Origin of the sequence: Paenibacillus xylanilyticus (genome assembly GCF_013359935.1) — a bacterium.
GTDB classification, from domain to species: domain Bacteria; phylum Bacillota; class Bacilli; order Paenibacillales; family Paenibacillaceae; genus Paenibacillus; species Paenibacillus xylanilyticus.
Window position 1 is genome coordinate 46,280 of the sequence record NZ_JABMCB010000198.1, and the last position, 16,444, is coordinate 62,723.

At 47.5% G+C, this 16,444-nt stretch carries 21 protein-coding genes; 20 read left to right on the forward strand and 1 reads right to left on the reverse strand.

Annotation, left to right across the window (positions count from 1 at the left end):
• Positions 1 to 67: 67 nt before the first annotated feature.
• From HP552_RS23715 to HP552_RS23770, 12 genes are all read left to right on the forward strand, one after another.
• Positions 68 to 661: an RNA polymerase sigma factor gene (locus HP552_RS23715; protein WP_175397862.1), complete on the forward strand. Its 594-nt coding sequence runs from the start codon at positions 68 to 70 to the stop codon at positions 659 to 661.
• Positions 658 to 1,296, forward strand: a complete 639-nt coding sequence (locus tag HP552_RS23720; protein WP_175397863.1) for an anti-sigma factor family protein — start codon at positions 658 to 660, stop codon at positions 1,294 to 1,296. Before HP552_RS23715 ends, HP552_RS23720 begins: the two co-directional genes overlap by 4 nt.
• A 38-nt stretch (positions 1,297 to 1,334) precedes the next feature.
• The gene (locus tag HP552_RS23725; RefSeq protein ID WP_175397864.1) at positions 1,335 to 1,934 is read left to right on the forward strand and encodes a histidine phosphatase family protein; all 600 of its coding nucleotides are present in this window, start codon (positions 1,335 to 1,337) and stop codon (positions 1,932 to 1,934) included.
• A gap of 237 nt (positions 1,935 to 2,171) precedes the next feature.
• Positions 2,172 to 3,290, forward strand: a complete 1,119-nt coding sequence (locus HP552_RS23730; RefSeq protein ID WP_175397865.1) for a hypothetical protein — start codon at positions 2,172 to 2,174, stop codon at positions 3,288 to 3,290.
• A gap of 44 nt (positions 3,291 to 3,334) precedes the next feature.
• Positions 3,335 to 3,841 (forward strand): gamma carbonic anhydrase family protein, encoded by a 507-nt coding sequence (locus HP552_RS23735; RefSeq protein WP_175397866.1) that lies wholly within the window; start codon positions 3,335 to 3,337, stop codon positions 3,839 to 3,841.
• Positions 3,842 to 3,864: 23 nt separating this feature from the next.
• Positions 3,865 to 4,044, forward strand: a complete 180-nt coding sequence (locus HP552_RS23740; protein ID WP_095292837.1) for an IDEAL domain-containing protein — start codon at positions 3,865 to 3,867, stop codon at positions 4,042 to 4,044.
• Positions 4,045 to 4,190: 146 nt separating this feature from the next.
• Positions 4,191 to 4,613, forward strand: coding sequence for a DUF2487 family protein (locus HP552_RS23745; protein WP_175397867.1), 423 nt, complete (start codon positions 4,191 to 4,193; stop codon positions 4,611 to 4,613).
• Positions 4,614 to 4,805: 192 nt separating this feature from the next.
• On the forward strand, positions 4,806 to 5,348 hold the full coding sequence (locus tag HP552_RS23750; RefSeq protein WP_175397868.1) for a QcrA and Rieske domain-containing protein: 543 nt from the start codon (positions 4,806 to 4,808) through the stop codon (positions 5,346 to 5,348).
• A gap of 15 nt (positions 5,349 to 5,363) precedes the next feature.
• A complete protein-coding gene (qcrB, locus tag HP552_RS23755; protein ID WP_017687726.1) occupies positions 5,364 to 6,035 on the forward strand; it encodes a menaquinol-cytochrome c reductase cytochrome b subunit in 672 nt (223 codons plus the stop codon).
• A gap of 21 nt (positions 6,036 to 6,056) precedes the next feature.
• Positions 6,057 to 6,938, forward strand: a complete 882-nt coding sequence (locus tag HP552_RS23760) for a menaquinol-cytochrome c reductase cytochrome b/c subunit (protein ID WP_175397869.1) — start codon at positions 6,057 to 6,059, stop codon at positions 6,936 to 6,938.
• A gap of 112 nt (positions 6,939 to 7,050) precedes the next feature.
• Entirely contained in the window at positions 7,051 to 7,677 is a 627-nt protein-coding gene (locus HP552_RS23765) for a DUF1405 domain-containing protein (protein ID WP_175397870.1), read from the forward strand.
• 61 nt (positions 7,678 to 7,738) lie between these two features.
• A complete protein-coding gene (locus HP552_RS23770) occupies positions 7,739 to 8,608 on the forward strand; it encodes a sporulation protein YpjB (protein WP_175397871.1) in 870 nt (289 codons plus the stop codon).
• An 84-nt stretch (positions 8,609 to 8,692) separates the two neighbouring features.
• Here the strand turns inward: HP552_RS23770 and HP552_RS23775 are convergent, their stop codons facing one another.
• Positions 8,693 to 9,562 carry a YitT family protein gene (locus HP552_RS23775; RefSeq protein WP_175397872.1) on the reverse strand — a complete coding sequence of 290 codons (870 nt, stop codon included), beginning with the start codon at positions 9,560 to 9,562 and terminating at the stop codon, positions 8,693 to 8,695.
• Positions 9,563 to 9,731: 169 nt separating this feature from the next.
• Between HP552_RS23775 and HP552_RS23780 the strand changes: the two genes are divergently transcribed.
• The 8 genes from HP552_RS23780 to HP552_RS23815 all read left to right on the forward strand — a co-directional run bounded on the left by HP552_RS23780 (position 9,732) and on the right by HP552_RS23815 (position 16,269).
• Positions 9,732 to 10,061 carry a nucleotide pyrophosphohydrolase gene (locus HP552_RS23780; protein WP_175397873.1) on the forward strand — a complete coding sequence of 110 codons (330 nt, stop codon included), beginning with the start codon at positions 9,732 to 9,734 and terminating at the stop codon, positions 10,059 to 10,061.
• Between the two features lie 51 nt (positions 10,062 to 10,112).
• Entirely contained in the window at positions 10,113 to 10,637 is a 525-nt protein-coding gene (locus tag HP552_RS23785; RefSeq protein WP_175397874.1) for a tetratricopeptide repeat protein, read from the forward strand.
• A gap of 90 nt (positions 10,638 to 10,727) precedes the next feature.
• Positions 10,728 to 11,531, forward strand: coding sequence for a 4-hydroxy-tetrahydrodipicolinate reductase (gene dapB, locus HP552_RS23790; protein WP_175397875.1), 804 nt, complete (start codon positions 10,728 to 10,730; stop codon positions 11,529 to 11,531).
• Between the two features lie 11 nt (positions 11,532 to 11,542).
• Positions 11,543 to 11,983 (forward strand): methylglyoxal synthase, encoded by a 441-nt coding sequence (gene mgsA / locus HP552_RS23795; RefSeq protein ID WP_175397876.1) that lies wholly within the window; start codon positions 11,543 to 11,545, stop codon positions 11,981 to 11,983.
• Positions 11,980 to 12,678, forward strand: coding sequence for a bacillithiol biosynthesis deacetylase BshB1 (bshB1, locus tag HP552_RS23800; RefSeq protein ID WP_175397877.1), 699 nt, complete (start codon positions 11,980 to 11,982; stop codon positions 12,676 to 12,678). The genes mgsA and bshB1 overlap by 4 nt, the downstream gene beginning before the upstream one ends.
• Positions 12,679 to 12,775: 97 nt before the next feature.
• The gene (gene bshA, locus HP552_RS23805) at positions 12,776 to 13,936 is read left to right on the forward strand and encodes an N-acetyl-alpha-D-glucosaminyl L-malate synthase BshA (protein WP_175397878.1); all 1,161 of its coding nucleotides are present in this window, start codon (positions 12,776 to 12,778) and stop codon (positions 13,934 to 13,936) included.
• A 67-nt stretch (positions 13,937 to 14,003) separates the two neighbouring features.
• Entirely contained in the window at positions 14,004 to 15,305 is a 1,302-nt protein-coding gene (locus tag HP552_RS23810; protein ID WP_175397965.1) for a CCA tRNA nucleotidyltransferase, read from the forward strand.
• On the forward strand, positions 15,292 to 16,269 hold the full coding sequence (locus HP552_RS23815) for a biotin--[acetyl-CoA-carboxylase] ligase (protein WP_175397879.1): 978 nt from the start codon (positions 15,292 to 15,294) through the stop codon (positions 16,267 to 16,269). Before HP552_RS23810 ends, HP552_RS23815 begins: the two co-directional genes overlap by 14 nt.
• The last annotated feature ends 175 nt before the right edge of the window (positions 16,270 to 16,444 follow it).

Sequence of the window (16,444 nt, forward strand, 5' to 3'; positions counted from 1 at the left end):
TCGGTAATACATGGATAGAGTCGAACGGGGAGAAGCACATGGATGGGCGAGGAGGGGTCGCACTCAAATGACGGATTCCCAGTTGATTCGAGAAATCAAGGAAGGTAACCTGGAGTTATATTCCGAGCTGATGCGTCGTTATCAGCGTAAAATACTGGCTTTCGTATATCATATGTTGAAAAGTTCCAATATGGAGCTGCTTGCGGAAGATCTCTGTTCTGAGACTTTCTATAAGGCGTACCGCAGTTTGCACTCGTTCCGTGAGGTGGATGCCTCATTCTCAACTTGGCTATACACCATTGCGAGAAATACGGTGCTGAGTGAACTGCGCAAGCAGCGCAGTGGAAGCGTTCCTCTTGAAGAGAGCGGTGTCGTACCAATTGCTCCTTCCGAGAACGCGCCTGAGCATGCTGTACTGCGCAGTGAGCGGGTAATGCTGGTTAGAGATGCCATTAACAACTTACCGGAGAAGCAGCGTTCTGCCATAATACTCCGTGAATATGATCAACTAGACTACCAGGAGATTGCCAATATTCTTGGGCAGAGCGTCAGTTCTGTAAAATCGTTATTGTTCAGAGCAAGATCAAGCGTAAAAACTCAATTGGAGCCTTATTTCTTCGAACCGGTGTACGAGCCATATGAAGGGATGAAGAACCGATGAATTGCAATGAAGCCCAGGACCTGTTTGCACTGATCTGGGACTTGCCGGCAAATCATCCGCAGCGGATTGCTTTTCATGCCCATCTGGATGGTTGTGAGGACTGTTCGCAGCAGTTTGAGGTTTGGGAAGAAGCCCAAATATTGCTGCACAGCATACCGGAACCCGTGACAGAGCAGCAGGCAGAGAGAGTCAATCGCAATGTAATGGACCGCATTTATGCGGAGTCACCATGGCTTTTGCCTGAAGAGGCAAAGGTGAATCGATTCTCTGCTGCGATCCGCAAGCATATGTCTTTGTGGATTGCTGCGTTTCTGGCCATTTTTTTATGCAGTTTCTTGTACATGGCGATGTTTAAGCCAGAAGTATCTGAAGCTGAGCAGCAGCAAAGCGTTGTTTCTACGGGGATACTCGAAACAGCTGTTGCTGGAAGTGATCTGACGGCTTCAAGCATGTACCAGTACAACATGCCAGGGGCAGACAGAGGGAGCATCATTGAACCTTTTGTCGTAAGTATGGGACCTGCTTATCCGGGATACTGGATGGCCTTGTCACTGCTTGCCATAGGCATGGCTCTGTTTTCACTGGGGCGCATGCATCGTACGACGAACAAACGTAAACAAGGTGCACGCGCATAGCTACCTGCCGTTCACCGTATAGAGAAATGAGGGATGAGATGAGGATTGGGCTTATTCGTCACGGTCTTACTGATTGGAATGCTGCAGGACGTATTCAGGGGCAGACTGATATCCCTTTGAATGCAGAAGGGCGTCAGCAGGCAGAACGGCTGGGAAGCCGTCTGTTGACTGAGGAGTATCAGTGGGACTATATCATCACCAGTGGTTTATCCCGTGCGCAGGAGACAGGAGAGATCATCTCTAAACTGTTAAATGTGCCTATGCTTGATCCAGATGCACGTCTGAAAGAGAGAGGTTTCGGTCAAATCGAGGGTTTGACCTCAGATGAACGAATCGCCCGCTGGGGAACAACCTGGGAGACGCTGGATCTGGGACAGGAGCAGATTGTTGATATACAGGCACGGGCTTTAGCGTTCCTGGAGGATCTATGGGCTGCATATCCAAGCAAAAATGTGCTGATTGTGACGCATGGGGCTTTTCTGGCCAATCTGTTATCTGCCTTGTACAAAGACCGCTATACGGAACGAATTGGAAACTTGTCGCTTACGATTCTGGAAAAAGAAAAGGACGACTGGAGTCCCTTGTTATATAACTGCACACGACATCTATCTTTGGATTCGGCCAAACAATCTGAGTAATTGGACTCAGATTGTTTTTTTTTTGTTTTCAAACAGCGAAGCTGTCGTTCTATATCATTTCGAGCCTCTCATTTTTCTTCTGAGCAGACAAGTTAGGGCATAGTATGGTTAAAACGATAAAAGATTTGTGCAAAGAGGTTTAGATCCTTGGAATTCCGTCAAACATGTTTACAAAACCAAACTACTCAGGCCCCGAATCAGTAGCCAAATAGTAGTCAACGGCGAGGCGATGGACCCATGAATCTAGCGGATATGCTTACTTTTGCCGATATCGGCCAGCTTAATCGTATAGCAGACTATTACCAATGTGAGTGTAAGCCGAATTCCAAACATGAACTCATCCAGAGTATTCTCACGACATTGGGCAGCAGGCGATTTTTTGAGCAACAGGTTAGCGAACTGAACGTGGCGCATCTGCGTTTTCTGAACAACCTGCTATTTGATCCCCGTCAATACTTTGGGATGGAAGAACTTGTCGCCATTGCACGTCAGTCGATGGACAAAAAGGAAAGCGACGCTGGTGCCAGTCCGCGCGATCTGATTGTTCGCTTCACCAAGAGCGGGTGGTTGTTTAACGGAACAACACAGCATACCAAGTACCTGTATCAGGTGCCCCAGGATTTGAAAATGAGATTCCGGGATGTGTTATCAACTCACCTGAAGGCGGGTATTAAAAAGACAAGTGAACCACCCATGTATAGGGATGAGTACCATCTGCTTGTAGACGATCTTAAGTTGTTTCTGCAATTTGTTCAGCAGCATGAGATCCCCTTGAACGCAGAGGGCATGATGTACCGTCGTTCCCAGCAGCAGGTGATGGATCATCTACATGTCAGCGAGACATTGGTTGGAAAAGCAGGCTGGAGGTTTGGCTACGGCCGTTCCTTCAAGGATTATCCTGACCGTTTTGCATTTCTATACGATTATGCATTTCACCACCGCCTAGTTCGGGAAGAACAAGGACTGCTGAAACTGTCTGCATCTGGCGAAGACAAGCTGGGGGCAGAGAAAACTGCCGAAATGATACAGCTATTTCGGTTTTGGTTAAGACTTTATAAAGGTGCTATTCCAAATTTGTCCTCCATCGTCTACTGGACAGGGGAATGTGCACCGGATTGGTCCACAGCAGAGTCTTTGTTTCGTCAGATTGGTCCGTTGATACAGCCATTTTATTACGACACGCCGGAGACCATTTATGAAACAAGAGTCATCAAAATGATGCTGCATCTGGGTATGCTTCGCATTGGAGAACAGGAGAGTGGAGTAACCGTGCAAATGACGGCCTGGGGCTTACGTTTGGCGGCATCCTGCAGATCGCTGTCCGGAGACACGACTCCTGTAATGTTTGACATTTAGAGGACATGTTGCTAAAATCACTCCCAAATTAAGGAGTGATACTGATGATAATTCCGTTCAAAGGTCAACAACCACAGCTTCATTCTTCGGTGTATGTGGCTGAAGGGGCCAAGCTGATAGGTGATCTGAAAATAGGAGAAGAGTCGACGGTCTGGTTCAATGCAGTACTGCGGGCTGATATGGCACCAATCTTGATTGGGCAACGCTGTAACATACAGGACAATGCTGTAGGACATGTCAATACAAATCAACCTCTGATTCTGGGGGACGATGTTTCCGTGGGACATGCTGCGATTATTCACGGTTGTCACATTGGAACAGGCTCACTGATTGGTATGGGAGCCATCCTTCTCAACGGAGCCGAAATTGGTGAATATACACTAATCGGGGCCGGTTCTGTTGTAACTGAAAATACTAAAATTCCGCCCTATACCCTGGCTTTGGGAACACCGGCCAAAGTGATCCGTGAACTGACGGATGCCGACCTTGAGCGGATGTCCAGGACATCACTTGGTTATGTTGCCAAAGGTAAGGAATATAGGAGCTCTTAAATCCGTTTTGGAGGTGCATCCTATTGGATAAAATGAAAGTTACGTATGAAGTCATGTTGGGGCTGGCTGCTGAGATGGTGTGGGACGAAGCGCTTCGTAAACAGCGTAGCGAGAAGCTGTATATGGAAATCGATAAGGCGTTGGCTACCGGAGACGAAGTAGCTTTCCGGAGTCTGACGGATGAACTGAAAACCATAAACTGATGATTAAAACAGATAAAACAGGAAATGCGTCAATACGCATTTCTTTTTTTGTTTCATATAGAGAGGTTTCGAATGAATCTATAGATTTACATCGAAGGCTCATATATAATATGGGAATAAAATGGATAGAGAGGGGAAATAGGGAATTGAAATTCAGTGAGATGACTCATGACAGCTGGGCTGAACTGCAACTCTATCTGGATACATGCCTTATCCCATTTACCGGTCTTACGGGAAATCAGTCTCCGGCTGAAGTTACGGAGGCGTTAGAGAGGCTTAGAGATTTTCTGGACACGATTGAGGTTCCATTCAAGGGACGAATCATGACGTATCCCGCATTTCATTTTGCTTTTCAGGAAATGTCAATGGCATTAAACACCATATGTGAGCAGCTTAAGCAATCCGGATTCAAATTTGTGGTGATAATGACATCTGATGGTTGTTTGGAACTGGATAAAATTCCGTGTGCAGATCTTGTTTTTAGTCGTTCCCAATTGACTGAGCAAATGGATGAAATGAAAATAGCGAGTTTTGTCGGGGAAAAAGTCCGGGAGATGTGGAAAAGCTAACTTTAATTTGTAATTGTGACAATTTATCAACACTTTTTTAATAACGCTTACAATTGAAGCTTAAAAATGTGTGACAAATTCTTGACGGTGTTCTAGGGCTACTATATGATTATGTATGTTCTAGTAAGTCGTGGAATTTCTGATAATGAAAACGTATGAGAGAGTTGGCTGACAAAGGGGGTTGGAGACAGTATGAGCAGTGAGCATGACCAGCACGAAGCCTCGAACAAACCGCCAAGCCGGAAGGAAATGTCACGCAGGCAGTTTTTGACGTACACGCTTGGTGGAGCTACAGCCTATATGGCCGCCGGTGCGATTCTTCCCATGGTCCGTTTTGCGGTGGACCCGATTTTGCAACATAAAGGCGAAGGCACTTCTGTCAAAGTAGCTGAAATCAGCAAAATTACGAACGAACCTCAAGAATTCACATTCGAACTGCAGCAACAGGATGGTTGGTATTTGAGTAATGCTTCGCTAGTGGCATGGATTCGTAAGGATGAGCAGGGTAAAATTTATGCGCTTTCACCAATCTGTAAACATTTGGGTTGTACAGTGGGCTGGAACAGTGACAAAAATTATCCTGATGAGTATCATTGCCCCTGCCATGGCGCGCACTATGACAAGGAAGGGAAAAATCTTGCCGTAGCCCCGAAACCGCTGGATGAATATGTGGTCAAGGAGGATCAGGGTTGGGTTTATCTGGGCGAGATTGTTCCGAACACCCGAGTGAAATAGGAGGCGTGAACGCAGATGTTTAAAAATGTCTATGACTGGATTGACGAGCGTCTCGATATCACGCCAATCTGGAGGGACGTTGCGGATCATGAAGTTCCAGAGCACGTAAACCCGGCTCATCACTTTTCCGCATTCGTCTACTGCTTTGGTGGATTGACGTTCTTTATCACCGTAATTCAGATTCTCTCAGGAATGTTTCTGACAATGTACTATGTGCCTGATATCATCAATGCCTATGCCAGTGTCGAGTATTTGCAGACCAAAGTAGCTTTCGGCCAAATTGTGCGCGGCATGCACCACTGGGGAGCGAGTCTGGTAATCGTAATGATGTTTTTACATACGATGCGTGTGTTCTTCACAGGCTCTTATAAAGCACCGCGTGAAATGAACTGGGTCGTGGGCATGCTGATCTTTTTCGTCATGCTGGGTCTGGGATTGACAGGATACCTGCTGCCATGGGATAACAAAGCCTACTTTGCAACCAAGGTTACTCTGGAAATTGCCAATACCGTTCCTTGGCTGGGGCCAATTATTAAGGAATTCCTGCAAGGTGGAACCATTGTAGGTGCGCAGACGTTAACGCGTTTCTTTGCCCTACACGTCTTCTTCCTCCCAGCTGTGCTCCTGGTGCTTCTGGTCGGACACTTTATTATGATCCGCAGACAGGGCATTTCGGGACCACTATAATCTGAGAAGGGAGGAATCGTAATGGCTCACGGTCACAAGTCTGATGATCAGGAGAAGATTATCTTTGTCGGTGATTCACGCGTCCGCAAAGGGGCAGGGTTCATTACCCCGCCAGACTATACGGCGTATCCAGGCAAATCCGAGGCATTTATACCTAACTTTTTGCTAAAGGAATGGATGGTTGGCGTTGTTGTACTGGTGGGTATTCTGGTATTGACCATTTCTGAACCTGCACCACTTGGTTATCCCGCTAACCCTAGTGCATCCGTTATTCCGATGCCGGACTGGTATTTCCTTTTTCTGTATCAATATCTGAAATATCCATACGCTTCAGGCGATTATGTCCTGCTCGGTGTGTTGGGTGTCAGTGGGGTGGCCTTCGGTGCTTTACTCCTTGCCCCGTTCTTGGATACAGGCAAGGAGCGACGGTTCTACAGGCGTCCCATTGCTTCATCCCTGATGGTCTTGTCGATCATTTCCGTGTTTTATCTGACGAATGTGGCCTGGACGCACTACACGCACGAGTTAGAAGCGACAGGTCAGAAGCCTGAACATATTCAGCGTGAGGAAGAAGCGCTGGAGAAGCATGAACAAGGACTGCCAACTTCCAATGCACCGGGCCAAAAGGAAGAAGTGGCTATCGTCGAGAAGGACGATCCTGCGATGGAAACGTTCAAGAAGGCAGGATGTGTATCTTGCCATGCTGCTGATATGAAGGGTGCTGCTGGTCCCTCTCTTCGTGGTGTTGGTGACAAGCACAGCCAGGAAGAGATCTTGACCATTATCAAAGAAGGATATAACTCAATGCCTGCAATGTATGATCAAGCCATCGCCCAAGGATTGACAGATGACGACGTCAATCACCTTGCGGATTGGCTTGCGAAACAGAAGGCAGAACAGTAAAATCGAATTAAGCCAAAAACCTGACTGTTGTTGCGGTCAGGTTTTTTTGAGGAGTTTTACCAACCAGCGATTTATAGCTCATAGAAACTGAAAGAAGGAAGGGGCAGCGAACGTGTCTTTATCGTTTTTCTGGAGCCGGGAGTTTTTAACCAATCGGTATTTCCTGTGGCTTCTGTTTTGGTGTAATGCGGTAGGAACCGTGTATGGTTACATATGGTACGGAGATCAGTTGGAGAGAACACTGGCTGAACAGCCGCTGTGGCAGATTGTATTTGTCCCTGACAGTCCAACAGCGAGTTTATTTTTTACACTTGCTTTATTATGGGTCTTGTATAAACCCAAATCGGTTGTACTCAACAGAATTGGACATGTTATTCAAGCTCTCGCTGTGGTCACTTCGGTGAAATATGGTGTGTGGGCCGTATCCATTATTTTTGCAGGTTGGATGCAGGGAGGTTCACCCCATTGGCAGGACTGGATGCTGATCGCTTCACACAGTGCCATGGCCATTGAAGCGTTGATTTATGTAAGATTTTTTGGTTTCAGATGGGTGGCGCTGCTTATTGCCAGTCTATGGACGTTATTGAATGATACGATGGATTACACATATGATATTTTCCCTTGGCTTCCGGGTTCGCTCTATGAGCATTTGGATGGTGTACGCAATTTTACATTCGGACTAACACTGGTCAGCATCTTGTGTGCATGGCTTGCATTGAGACAGGCTAAACGAACCTGATTTCATAAGCTTGTTCTAAGCTGCTCTGCCCCGCCATACATTGGTGATGGGGGGGATGTCCATGAAGAGAACGTTCTGGATCAAAACCGGATTAATGGTAGTATCGTTCATGACTCTGTTGTTCTGGACGAACTTGTCATACAGTGTATCTGCTCAAAGTAAAGGGAATGACGGGGGGACGGACCAGCAGGTTCTCGTCAATAGTTCTATTCAGCAGCTTAATGAGGAAGCGACTTCACTCTACAGACATGCCTTGGAGCATAATATTGAGGAAGTCAGAAACAGCATTATGCGTATTAGCGAAAGATTGGAACATATCTCGTTTGAAGGCCAGACGACGGTCGAAGGCATACATGCCATATCCGAAACCATCGTGGAAGTTAAAGAAGCAGCTGTCCGCGTTAAAAGTGACGATACCGGTCTACAGCAAGCTTCTGCCAAACTGAGACTGGCTGCCGACAGTCTTGCTAACCCAGCCAAACCATTATGGCTCCAATATTATAAAATTGTGCAAAATGACCTTCAGGCCTTATCAACCGCTGTGAATCGACATGATAATGGAGCAACGCTCTCCAGCCAATATGCGGTGCTGGAGGAACATTATGAAACGATTCGTCCGGCGGCCATGATTCGCCGAGAACCATACGAGATAGCTCAATTGGATGCCTGGTTGTCTCACACCAAAGGGCTGACTGCAGCCAAACAGCCAGATGTGGCTCAGCTGCAAAGCATGCTATCCCATGGTGAAGAGCTGGTGAATCAATTGTTTGGACGCGAAAAGGATGAGAGCGCATTTGTACCATTTGTTGAGGGGCCGAATCGGAGAGCGGCAGGACTGTTTATTACGTCTGTGATTGTAGCTGCACTCAGCTATGCGGGATATCGCAAGTATCGTGCGCAGCAGCAAGGCATATTTCCATTCCGGCGCTAATGGACCTACCTTATGTGCCATGATAAAAACCTCTCCCAAGAAAAGCCGAAATGGGCTCTTTTCTGGGAGAGGTTTTTATCATATTTAGCTTTCTTTAAAGCCTTCCCCGTGTACATCATGGACGTCACTGATAATGACAAAAGCCCGGGGGTCAACAGACCTGACGATGGTTTGCAGTCGCCTGAATTCCTGACGGGAAATAACGCAGTAGGCAACGTGTTTCGCTTGCTTGGAGTAAGCACCGATAGCTGGGATCAGTGTTACGCCGCGGTCCATTTCCTTGGTAATCAGATCGGCAATCTCGGGAGCATGGTCACTGATGATCATAAATGCGCGAGCGGAATATGCCCCTTCCTGAATAAAGTCGATAACTTTGGAAGCGATAAATACGGCAACCAGCGTATACAGTATTTTTTCTTTTGGAATGTAGATCAGGGAGATGCCAATAATAATAAAATCGATCCCCAGCAGGATCCGGCCCATACTCCATCCATATTTCCGGCTGAGAATCCGTGCGATAATATCGGAGCCGCCTGTCGTTCCACCGGAGCGGAATACAATGCCAAGGCCCGCACCAAGAGTGACACCTGCATAAAGTGCCGCCAGCAAGAGATCGTTCTCCGTATGGAGCGGCTCAATCCACCCCAAGTGAATCATTTTCTCAAATAACCACAGAAACACGGTGAGCGCACCGATCCCCACCCCCGTGTAGATCATCTGTCTGCCACCCAATATTTTGAGTCCGACCAGAAAGAGGGGAACGTTAATAACAAGGGTTGTCAGAGAAGGAGAGAGGCCGAAAGCATAATTTAACAGGACGGTGATCCCTGTGACGCCGCCTTCCATCAGCTGGTTGGGAATAATAAAGTACAGCAGTCCAAAGGCATACAAAGCGGTACCCAACAGAATAGGGAGAATCAGTTTGAATTGAACCCATGTTTTGGCAGTGGTCATAAGATCCCTCTCCATATGTAAATTAATGATGAAGCAATACTTCCCATATAGTATACCTATTTATTGATTCTTTAAAAATGATTTGTGCCTTATGATGGTGGAAGTAAAACGGAATAACTGATATATTAGGAACAAATACGACACAATTTCAAAAGGAGAATCCGTTCTCATGGAGAAAAGCATCGCAGAAATGCAGCGCGAGGTTGACCTCTACATCTCCCAGTTCAAGGAGGGCTATTTCAGTCCGCTGGCCATGTTGGCCCGTATGTCGGAGGAGGTTGGAGAGCTTGCTCGGGAAGTCAACCACCAGTTCGGTGAAAAGCCGAAGAAAGCATCCGAAGCAGACAATTCCATTGAACTGGAGCTTGGGGATATTTTGTTTATCACGATTTGTTTTGCCAACTCGCTCGGGATCGATCTCGCGCAGGCACACGACAAAGTCATGCATAAATTCAATACACGCGATGCAAATCGGTGGACTCCAAAAAACACCGATTAGGCGTAGATTACATATGCTGTACCATCACCCGATTGGGGAGGGACAGCTTGGATGATGAAGCCGGAAGATTATATGCAGCAGGCTTACCGCTGTATTTTGCAAAATGATTTTGAGCAGGCGATCCGTTGGTTTGAATCGGCCATTCTTGCTCACCCGGAACATGCGGAGCTCCACTATCGCTGTTCCATTACGCATGCCCGCAGCCAGCATCTGGGCCCGGCGCTGGAACATGCCCGCAAGGCGGTTGATCTGTCCGGAGGCACAGAGGAATATGTCCTGCATTTGCAGACATTGGAAGCCAAGCAGCTAAGCACACAGGCGAAGGTTTTGCTTGAACAGGCGGGTAGCGGTATGCAGGAGCGTTATGCTCATGCAGCTGCTCTGCTTAAACAGGCAGTTAAGCTTGATCCCCTGTATGTTGAAGCCCATGTGATGCTTGCACTGGCATATAGCGATCTGAATGAGTTCGATCGTGCAATCAAGGCAGTCCGGGATGCGTTATCGCTGGACCCGCAGAACGGGCAACTGCATCAGTTGTACCAACAAATCAAGCAGCGTAAAAATTCCATTCAATAAGAAATTCGTTTCATCTGCATCGTGAAAGCGATAGCTGAGGAAATGGATTCAAATGATTGATCCAACATACAGTGAGGAGATGCAGCCAAGATGATTGAAGTAATAAAAGTTGCCGTAATCGGAGCGGCTGGCCGGATGGGCCGGGAAGTGGTGAAGCTGGTGCTCCAGGATCCAGAACTGGAGCTCGCTGCCGCGGTTAACCGCTCCGGCGCAGGCACGGATGCCGGAACCCTTGTCGGTCTTCCCGAGTGCGGAGTTCTCGTAACCGATGATATCGAAATGGCCTTTGCTGAGAGCAAACCGCAGGTCATGGTTGATTTTACAATACCGCAATATGCTTTCGCTCATACAGAACTTGCGATCCGTTATGGAGTCAGACCCGTTATGGGGGTTACCGGCTTCACGACGGAGCAGATTGAACAACTGGACAAGCAGTGTCAGGATAAAGGGATTGGAGGTCTGATTGCTCCGAACTTCTCCATCGGTGCTATATTAATGATGAGATTCGCAGCCCAGGCGGCCAAACATATGCCTAATGTTGAAATTATTGAGTACCACGGGGATCAAAAGCTGGATGCGCCTTCAGGAACAGCGATTAAAACGGCTGAATTGATCGCAGCCAACCGGGAAGAACTTCGTCAGGGTAACCCGAATGAAGAGGAGACCATTGAAGGCTCACGGGGCGGATACTATAACGGATTCCGTATTCACAGTGTTCGTTTGCCAGGTGTATTTGCTCAGCAGGAAGTGGTATTCGGCGATTTTGGTCAAACGCTCAAAATTCGTCATGACTCCTACGAGCGTGCAGGGTACATGCCTGGTGTTAAAATCGGAGTGCAGAAGGTTATGGAATATACAGGACTCATCTACGGATTTGATCACTTTATCGACTAAAGGAGATTATCATGTTGAAAATCGCATTTATCGCCCATGATCGCAAAAAAGAAGAGATGGTAAACTTTGTGACTGCTTATGAACCCGTATTTACTGACCATCAACTATATTCTACAGGTACAACGGGCCTTCGTATTATGGAAGGTACGTCCCTGAAAATTCACCGGTTTGAATCCGGTCCTCTAGGTGGAGACCAACAGATCGGTGCTTTGGTTGCACAAAATGAAATGGATCTGATTATCTTCCTGCGTGATCCGCTGATGGCTCAGCCACACGAACCGGATATCAATGCACTGCTTCGGTTGTGTGATGTACAGGGCATTCCACTCGCAACCAATATCGCAACGGCGGAAATTCTGGTTAAAGCACTGGATCGCGGAGATTTTGGCTGGAGAGAACTTGTGCATAAATACAAACCGGAAGCTGGAGTGAATCAAGGTGATTCCCAATGAGTCTTGATATTCTGATTTTTGGGGCACACGCTGATGATGCGGAGATTGGTATGGCGGGAACAATCGCCAAGCATACTGCCGCAGGCTTGAAAGTTGGCGTGTGTGATCTGACAAAAGCAGAAATGTCATCCAACGGGACTGTAGAGCGCAGAGCCGAGGAAGCGGAGGAAGCCTCCCGCGTCCTCGGTCTTTCGTGTCGAACCAATCTGGGTTTGCCAGACCGCGGCTTATACATAACCCCTGAACATATACAGGCTGTAACGGCTGAGATTCGTCGTCATGCGCCGCGAATTGTATTTGCACCTTATTGGGAAGACCGGCATCCGGATCATGTCATGTGCAGCAAGCTTGTACAGGAAGCGGTATTCAATGCCAAGTTGCGAAATTATATGCCAGACATGCCAGCCATCCAAGTGAAGGAACTGTATTTTTACTTCATTAATGATATTGGGCCAACGGATTTGATTGTCGATATTACGGAACACTATGAGCAAAAGGAAAGATCGCTGCTCAGTTATCGTTCTCAATTTGAATCAGGAGCAGGTACGGTTTCTACCCCATTGAATCAAGGGTATATTGAACGTGTAAGAGCCCGCGATTCCTTGCTGGGTCAGCGGAGCCTGATACCCTTTGCTGAAGGATTTGCGAGTATTACACCTTATGTCGTTGGGCAGTTTGGCGCAGCAGCCAGGTAATATCCTGCTGCGCTTGCTCGTATCCTGATATATCGTTTTATTTTCCGTTGCATTACATCAACCTGCACACGCGGGAGATCAAAGGAGCGTCCACCGGATGGAGCAAAAGTTAAAGATTGGTATCACCTGTTATCCGTCCCTCGGAGGGTCTGGCGTTGTCGCAACGGAGCTCGGCAAATTGCTTGCCGAACAGGGTCACCAGGTTCATTTTATTGCGAATAGTATCCCGTTCCGATTGGGTACTTTTCAGAAAAATATTTTTTACCATGAAGTTGAAGTGAACGATTATTATGTTTTTCGCTATCCACCATATGATCTGTCGCTGGCAACCAAGATGGCCCAAGTGGCCAAGGCCCAGCAGCTGGATCTGCTGCATGTGCATTATGCAGTTCCGCACGCCGTATGTGCCTTCTTGGCCAAACAAATGGTGGGCGAAGACCTGAAGGTAGTCACGACGCTGCATGGAACAGACATTACCGTTCTTGCACAGGACGAATCGCTGAAGGATCTCATTCGCCTTGCGATTAATGAAAGTGATGCCGTAACTGCTGTATCACAGGATTTGATTCGGGAAACGGTAGATCTGCTGGATATACAGCGTCCAATTGATTTGACCTACAATTTTATAGATAAACGAATATATTACCCTCGGGATGCAGCCAGTCTGCGCAGGGATTTTGCAGCACCGCACGAGAAAATATTGATGCATATCTCCAACTTTCGGCCGGTGAAGAGAACCCAGGACGTTGTTGAGGTTTTCCGTCAGGTGCAGGAGCAGGTTCCAGCCAAATTGTTATTTGTTGGTGAGGGGCCTGACCTGCCTAAAATCCAATGGAAAATCAATGACATGGGATTGAATGATAAAGTTCATTTCCTTGGTAAACAGGATGATATTGCACAAGTCATTTCGATGGCGGACATCCTTATGCTGCCTTCCGAGAAAGAAAGCTTCGGACTTGTGGCTCTGGAAGCGATGGCTTGCGGTGTGCCAACGGTCGGATCGCAGGCGGGAGGAATTCCGGAACTCGTACTGCACGGCAAAACCGGATATTTATCCCCGATCGGCGATACACAGTCCATGGCTGAGAACGCGATTCGTATATTAACAGACGATCGACTGGCCGCTGATTTCAGGGAAGCATGTCTTCGTAGGGCTCATCATGATTTTTGTAACGATGCAATTCGGCATGAGTATGAACAAATATACTATCGGGTGCTGGGACGTGAAGTTCCCAATTTGAAGCCCGTTTGTGGATAAACTGTCGTAATCATCGGCAGAAGCAGCTGACCAAGGAAATATGGAGCAGCAGGCAGGTAATGAGGTGATGGGTTTGGTGCAATGGACAAAGGTAGACCCGGAAATGGCTCGGCAGAGTGAAGAGGTGCTGCTGAAGTTAAACGAAGAAGGTTATGATGCCTTTTGGGTCGGTGGTTGTGTCCGTGACGAGCTGCTTGGACGCAGTGTAGATGATATGGATATTACAACATCGGCTTCCCCTGAACAAGTGATGGAACTGTTCGCGGACTGTATTCCGACAGGGCTTCAGCACGGTACGGTTACCGTACGTTCAGGCGGCTATTTTTTTGAGGTCACAACATTCCGCACGGAATCGGAGTACAAGGACAATCGGAGACCGTCTGAGGTTCAGTTTGTCAAGGATATAAAAGAAGACTTGCAGCGTCGTGACTTTACGATGAATGCCCTTGCGATGGACAGAAACGGCAAAATCGTTGATCCCTTTGGAGGTCAGTCTGATATTCGTGAAGAATGGATCAGATGTGTGGGTGCAGCGAACGAGAGATTCGGTGAGGATGCACTTCGTATGCTTCGCTGTGTCCGGTTTGCATCGGTATTTGATTTTAAGATTGCCTATAACACATGGAGAGGTCTTGTGAAACAAAGAGATCTGCTTCAATATATCGCCATGGAACGGGTTCGTACCGAAATGGTGAAAATGATGGCTGGCCCCCATCCGCTGAGAGGATTGGAGCTGCTCTCCCGCAGCCGAGCATTGGAATTTATCAAGGCCCCGGTTCACGGGGACCGATTCGATAAAAAAATATTGGTTTGTATCGAACAATTGTCGGGAGTAGACGTTTTGCTGCGCTGGTCTCTTCTGCTGATCTCAGGTCAGTACATAAGGGAGGAAGCAGATGCTTTACTGCGCAGGTGGACGTTTTCCAACGATGATCGTACGCGGATTACTGGAGTCCTTCAAGTTGAAGAATTAATGAAGACGGTGGTTCGGGAAAACAAGGACCAATTGACATTACGATCCGAATGGATTGTTACCGTGTTAGCGTGTGGGCGTCAGGCAGCCGAGGACTGGCTCAAAATACAACCACTTCTTCCTTCTGGTTCACGTCTTTCCACTTCAGCAGAAAAGGTATATCAAAAGATATATGCCAATGCAGCGGAGTGGACTCAAACCATGAAGGTGCACGAGCTAAAGGATCTCGATATTACCGGAGAGAATATTCTTGAACAGCTGCAGCGTAAAGGTGGACCTTGGCTTGGTCAGCTGATGAAGCATTTGTTGCGTGAAACGGCGATTGGAAATATAGCGAATCAGCATGAAGCGCTGACTGCTGAAGTGAAGCGGGTGGTTGCAGATGACCAAGCATGAAGAACTGTTACATATGTTAATGAATGCGGACGGGCAATTCGTGTCTGGTGAAGAAATCAGCAAGAACCTGTCCATTAGCAGAACGGCAGTCTGGAAACAAGTGAACAAATTGCGTGATCTTGGATACGAATTTGAGGCGGTTTCCCGCAAAGGATATCGCCTGATAACAAAACCCGACAGTATTGATGCAGCAGGCCTCCAACTGGCTCTGCAAACGTCAGTCTTTGGTCGTAAGGCAGTGATTCTGAATTCGACGATGTCTACTCAAGGCGATGTTCAGCAAATGGCTGAACAGGGGCAGGCCGAAGGCGCCGTGGTCCTTGCTGAAGAACAGACGGGTGGACGGGGGCGATTCGGTCGTAAGTGGTTTTCTCCACCTGGCAAAGGCATCTGGATGAGCATACTGCTGCGTCCAGAGCAGCCCCTTCGGAACACTCCCCAGCTGACATTGTTAACGGGTGTTGCCGTCTGTCGTGCCGTCCGTGCCTATACCGGGGCAGATGCTGGTATCAAATGGCCGAATGATCTTTTGATCAATGGTCGCAAGATGTGTGGCATTCTGCTTGAATCTGCGGTTGAAGATCATGCACTGCGATACTGCATCGCAGGCATTGGGGTGGATGTCAATTTTGAGCTTGCGGATTATCCTGAAGACTTAACTTCAATTGCCACGTCGATCAAAGTGGAAACAGGGCAGCAGGCGGATCGGACGAAGTTGGCAGCGGCCATTTTGAACGAGCTGGAACATCTTTACTTTGTGTATCAAAAAGAAGGTTTCGGTGTTATTGCGTCATTGTGGGAGGCATTGTCTGTTTCAATTCACCGTGAGGTGAAGGTTTCAAACCCGCAGGGAAGCATCGAGGGAACTGCTATTGGGCTGGATCCTTCAGGTGCATTGATTGTAGAGAAGTCAAGTGGAGAACGCATAACCGTTGTATCGGGTGAAATATCTCTGATAGAGTAAGGAACTTGTCGAATTTCCACTAAAATAATGATCATAACACGTGAAGTTTGGGCTGATCTTTGGTATACTGTGTTCGTGAGGCGATATCGGCTATACAGACCGAATTGCACTCCGGCAACAGTATGCCTAATTGGCTTGAATATGAACAGATGCATAGCAAAATTGAAAATGTGTT

What these genes read in the sequence shown, in the direction of transcription:
- HP552_RS23715 (WP_175397862.1), top strand. Translation starts at nt 68, where the DNA reads ATGACGGATTCCCAGTTGATTCGAGAAATCAAGGAAGGTAACCTGGAG.
- HP552_RS23720 (WP_175397863.1), top strand. Translation starts at nt 658, where the DNA reads ATGAATTGCAATGAAGCCCAGGACCTGTTTGCACTGATCTGGGACTTG.
- HP552_RS23725 (WP_175397864.1), top strand. Translation starts at nt 1,335, where the DNA reads ATGAGGATTGGGCTTATTCGTCACGGTCTTACTGATTGGAATGCTGCA.
- HP552_RS23730 (WP_175397865.1), top strand. Translation starts at nt 2,172, where the DNA reads ATGAATCTAGCGGATATGCTTACTTTTGCCGATATCGGCCAGCTTAAT.
- HP552_RS23735 (WP_175397866.1), top strand. Translation starts at nt 3,335, where the DNA reads ATGATAATTCCGTTCAAAGGTCAACAACCACAGCTTCATTCTTCGGTG.
- HP552_RS23750 (WP_175397868.1), top strand. Translation starts at nt 4,806, where the DNA reads ATGAGCAGTGAGCATGACCAGCACGAAGCCTCGAACAAACCGCCAAGC.
- qcrB (WP_017687726.1), top strand. Translation starts at nt 5,364, where the DNA reads ATGTTTAAAAATGTCTATGACTGGATTGACGAGCGTCTCGATATCACG.
- HP552_RS23760 (WP_175397869.1), top strand. Translation starts at nt 6,057, where the DNA reads ATGGCTCACGGTCACAAGTCTGATGATCAGGAGAAGATTATCTTTGTC.
- HP552_RS23770 (WP_175397871.1), top strand. Translation starts at nt 7,739, where the DNA reads ATGAAGAGAACGTTCTGGATCAAAACCGGATTAATGGTAGTATCGTTC.
- HP552_RS23775 (WP_175397872.1), bottom strand. Translation starts at nt 9,562, where the DNA reads ATGACCACTGCCAAAACATGGGTTCAATTCAAACTGATTCTCCCTATT.
- HP552_RS23780 (WP_175397873.1), top strand. Translation starts at nt 9,732, where the DNA reads ATGGAGAAAAGCATCGCAGAAATGCAGCGCGAGGTTGACCTCTACATC.
- HP552_RS23785 (WP_175397874.1), top strand. Translation starts at nt 10,113, where the DNA reads ATGATGAAGCCGGAAGATTATATGCAGCAGGCTTACCGCTGTATTTTG.
- dapB (WP_175397875.1), top strand. Translation starts at nt 10,728, where the DNA reads ATGATTGAAGTAATAAAAGTTGCCGTAATCGGAGCGGCTGGCCGGATG.
- mgsA (WP_175397876.1), top strand. Translation starts at nt 11,543, where the DNA reads ATGTTGAAAATCGCATTTATCGCCCATGATCGCAAAAAAGAAGAGATG.
- bshB1 (WP_175397877.1), top strand. Translation starts at nt 11,980, where the DNA reads ATGAGTCTTGATATTCTGATTTTTGGGGCACACGCTGATGATGCGGAG.
- bshA (WP_175397878.1), top strand. Translation starts at nt 12,776, where the DNA reads ATGGAGCAAAAGTTAAAGATTGGTATCACCTGTTATCCGTCCCTCGGA.
- HP552_RS23810 (WP_175397965.1), top strand. Translation starts at nt 14,004, where the DNA reads ATGGGTTTGGTGCAATGGACAAAGGTAGACCCGGAAATGGCTCGGCAG.
- HP552_RS23815 (WP_175397879.1), top strand. Translation starts at nt 15,292, where the DNA reads ATGACCAAGCATGAAGAACTGTTACATATGTTAATGAATGCGGACGGG.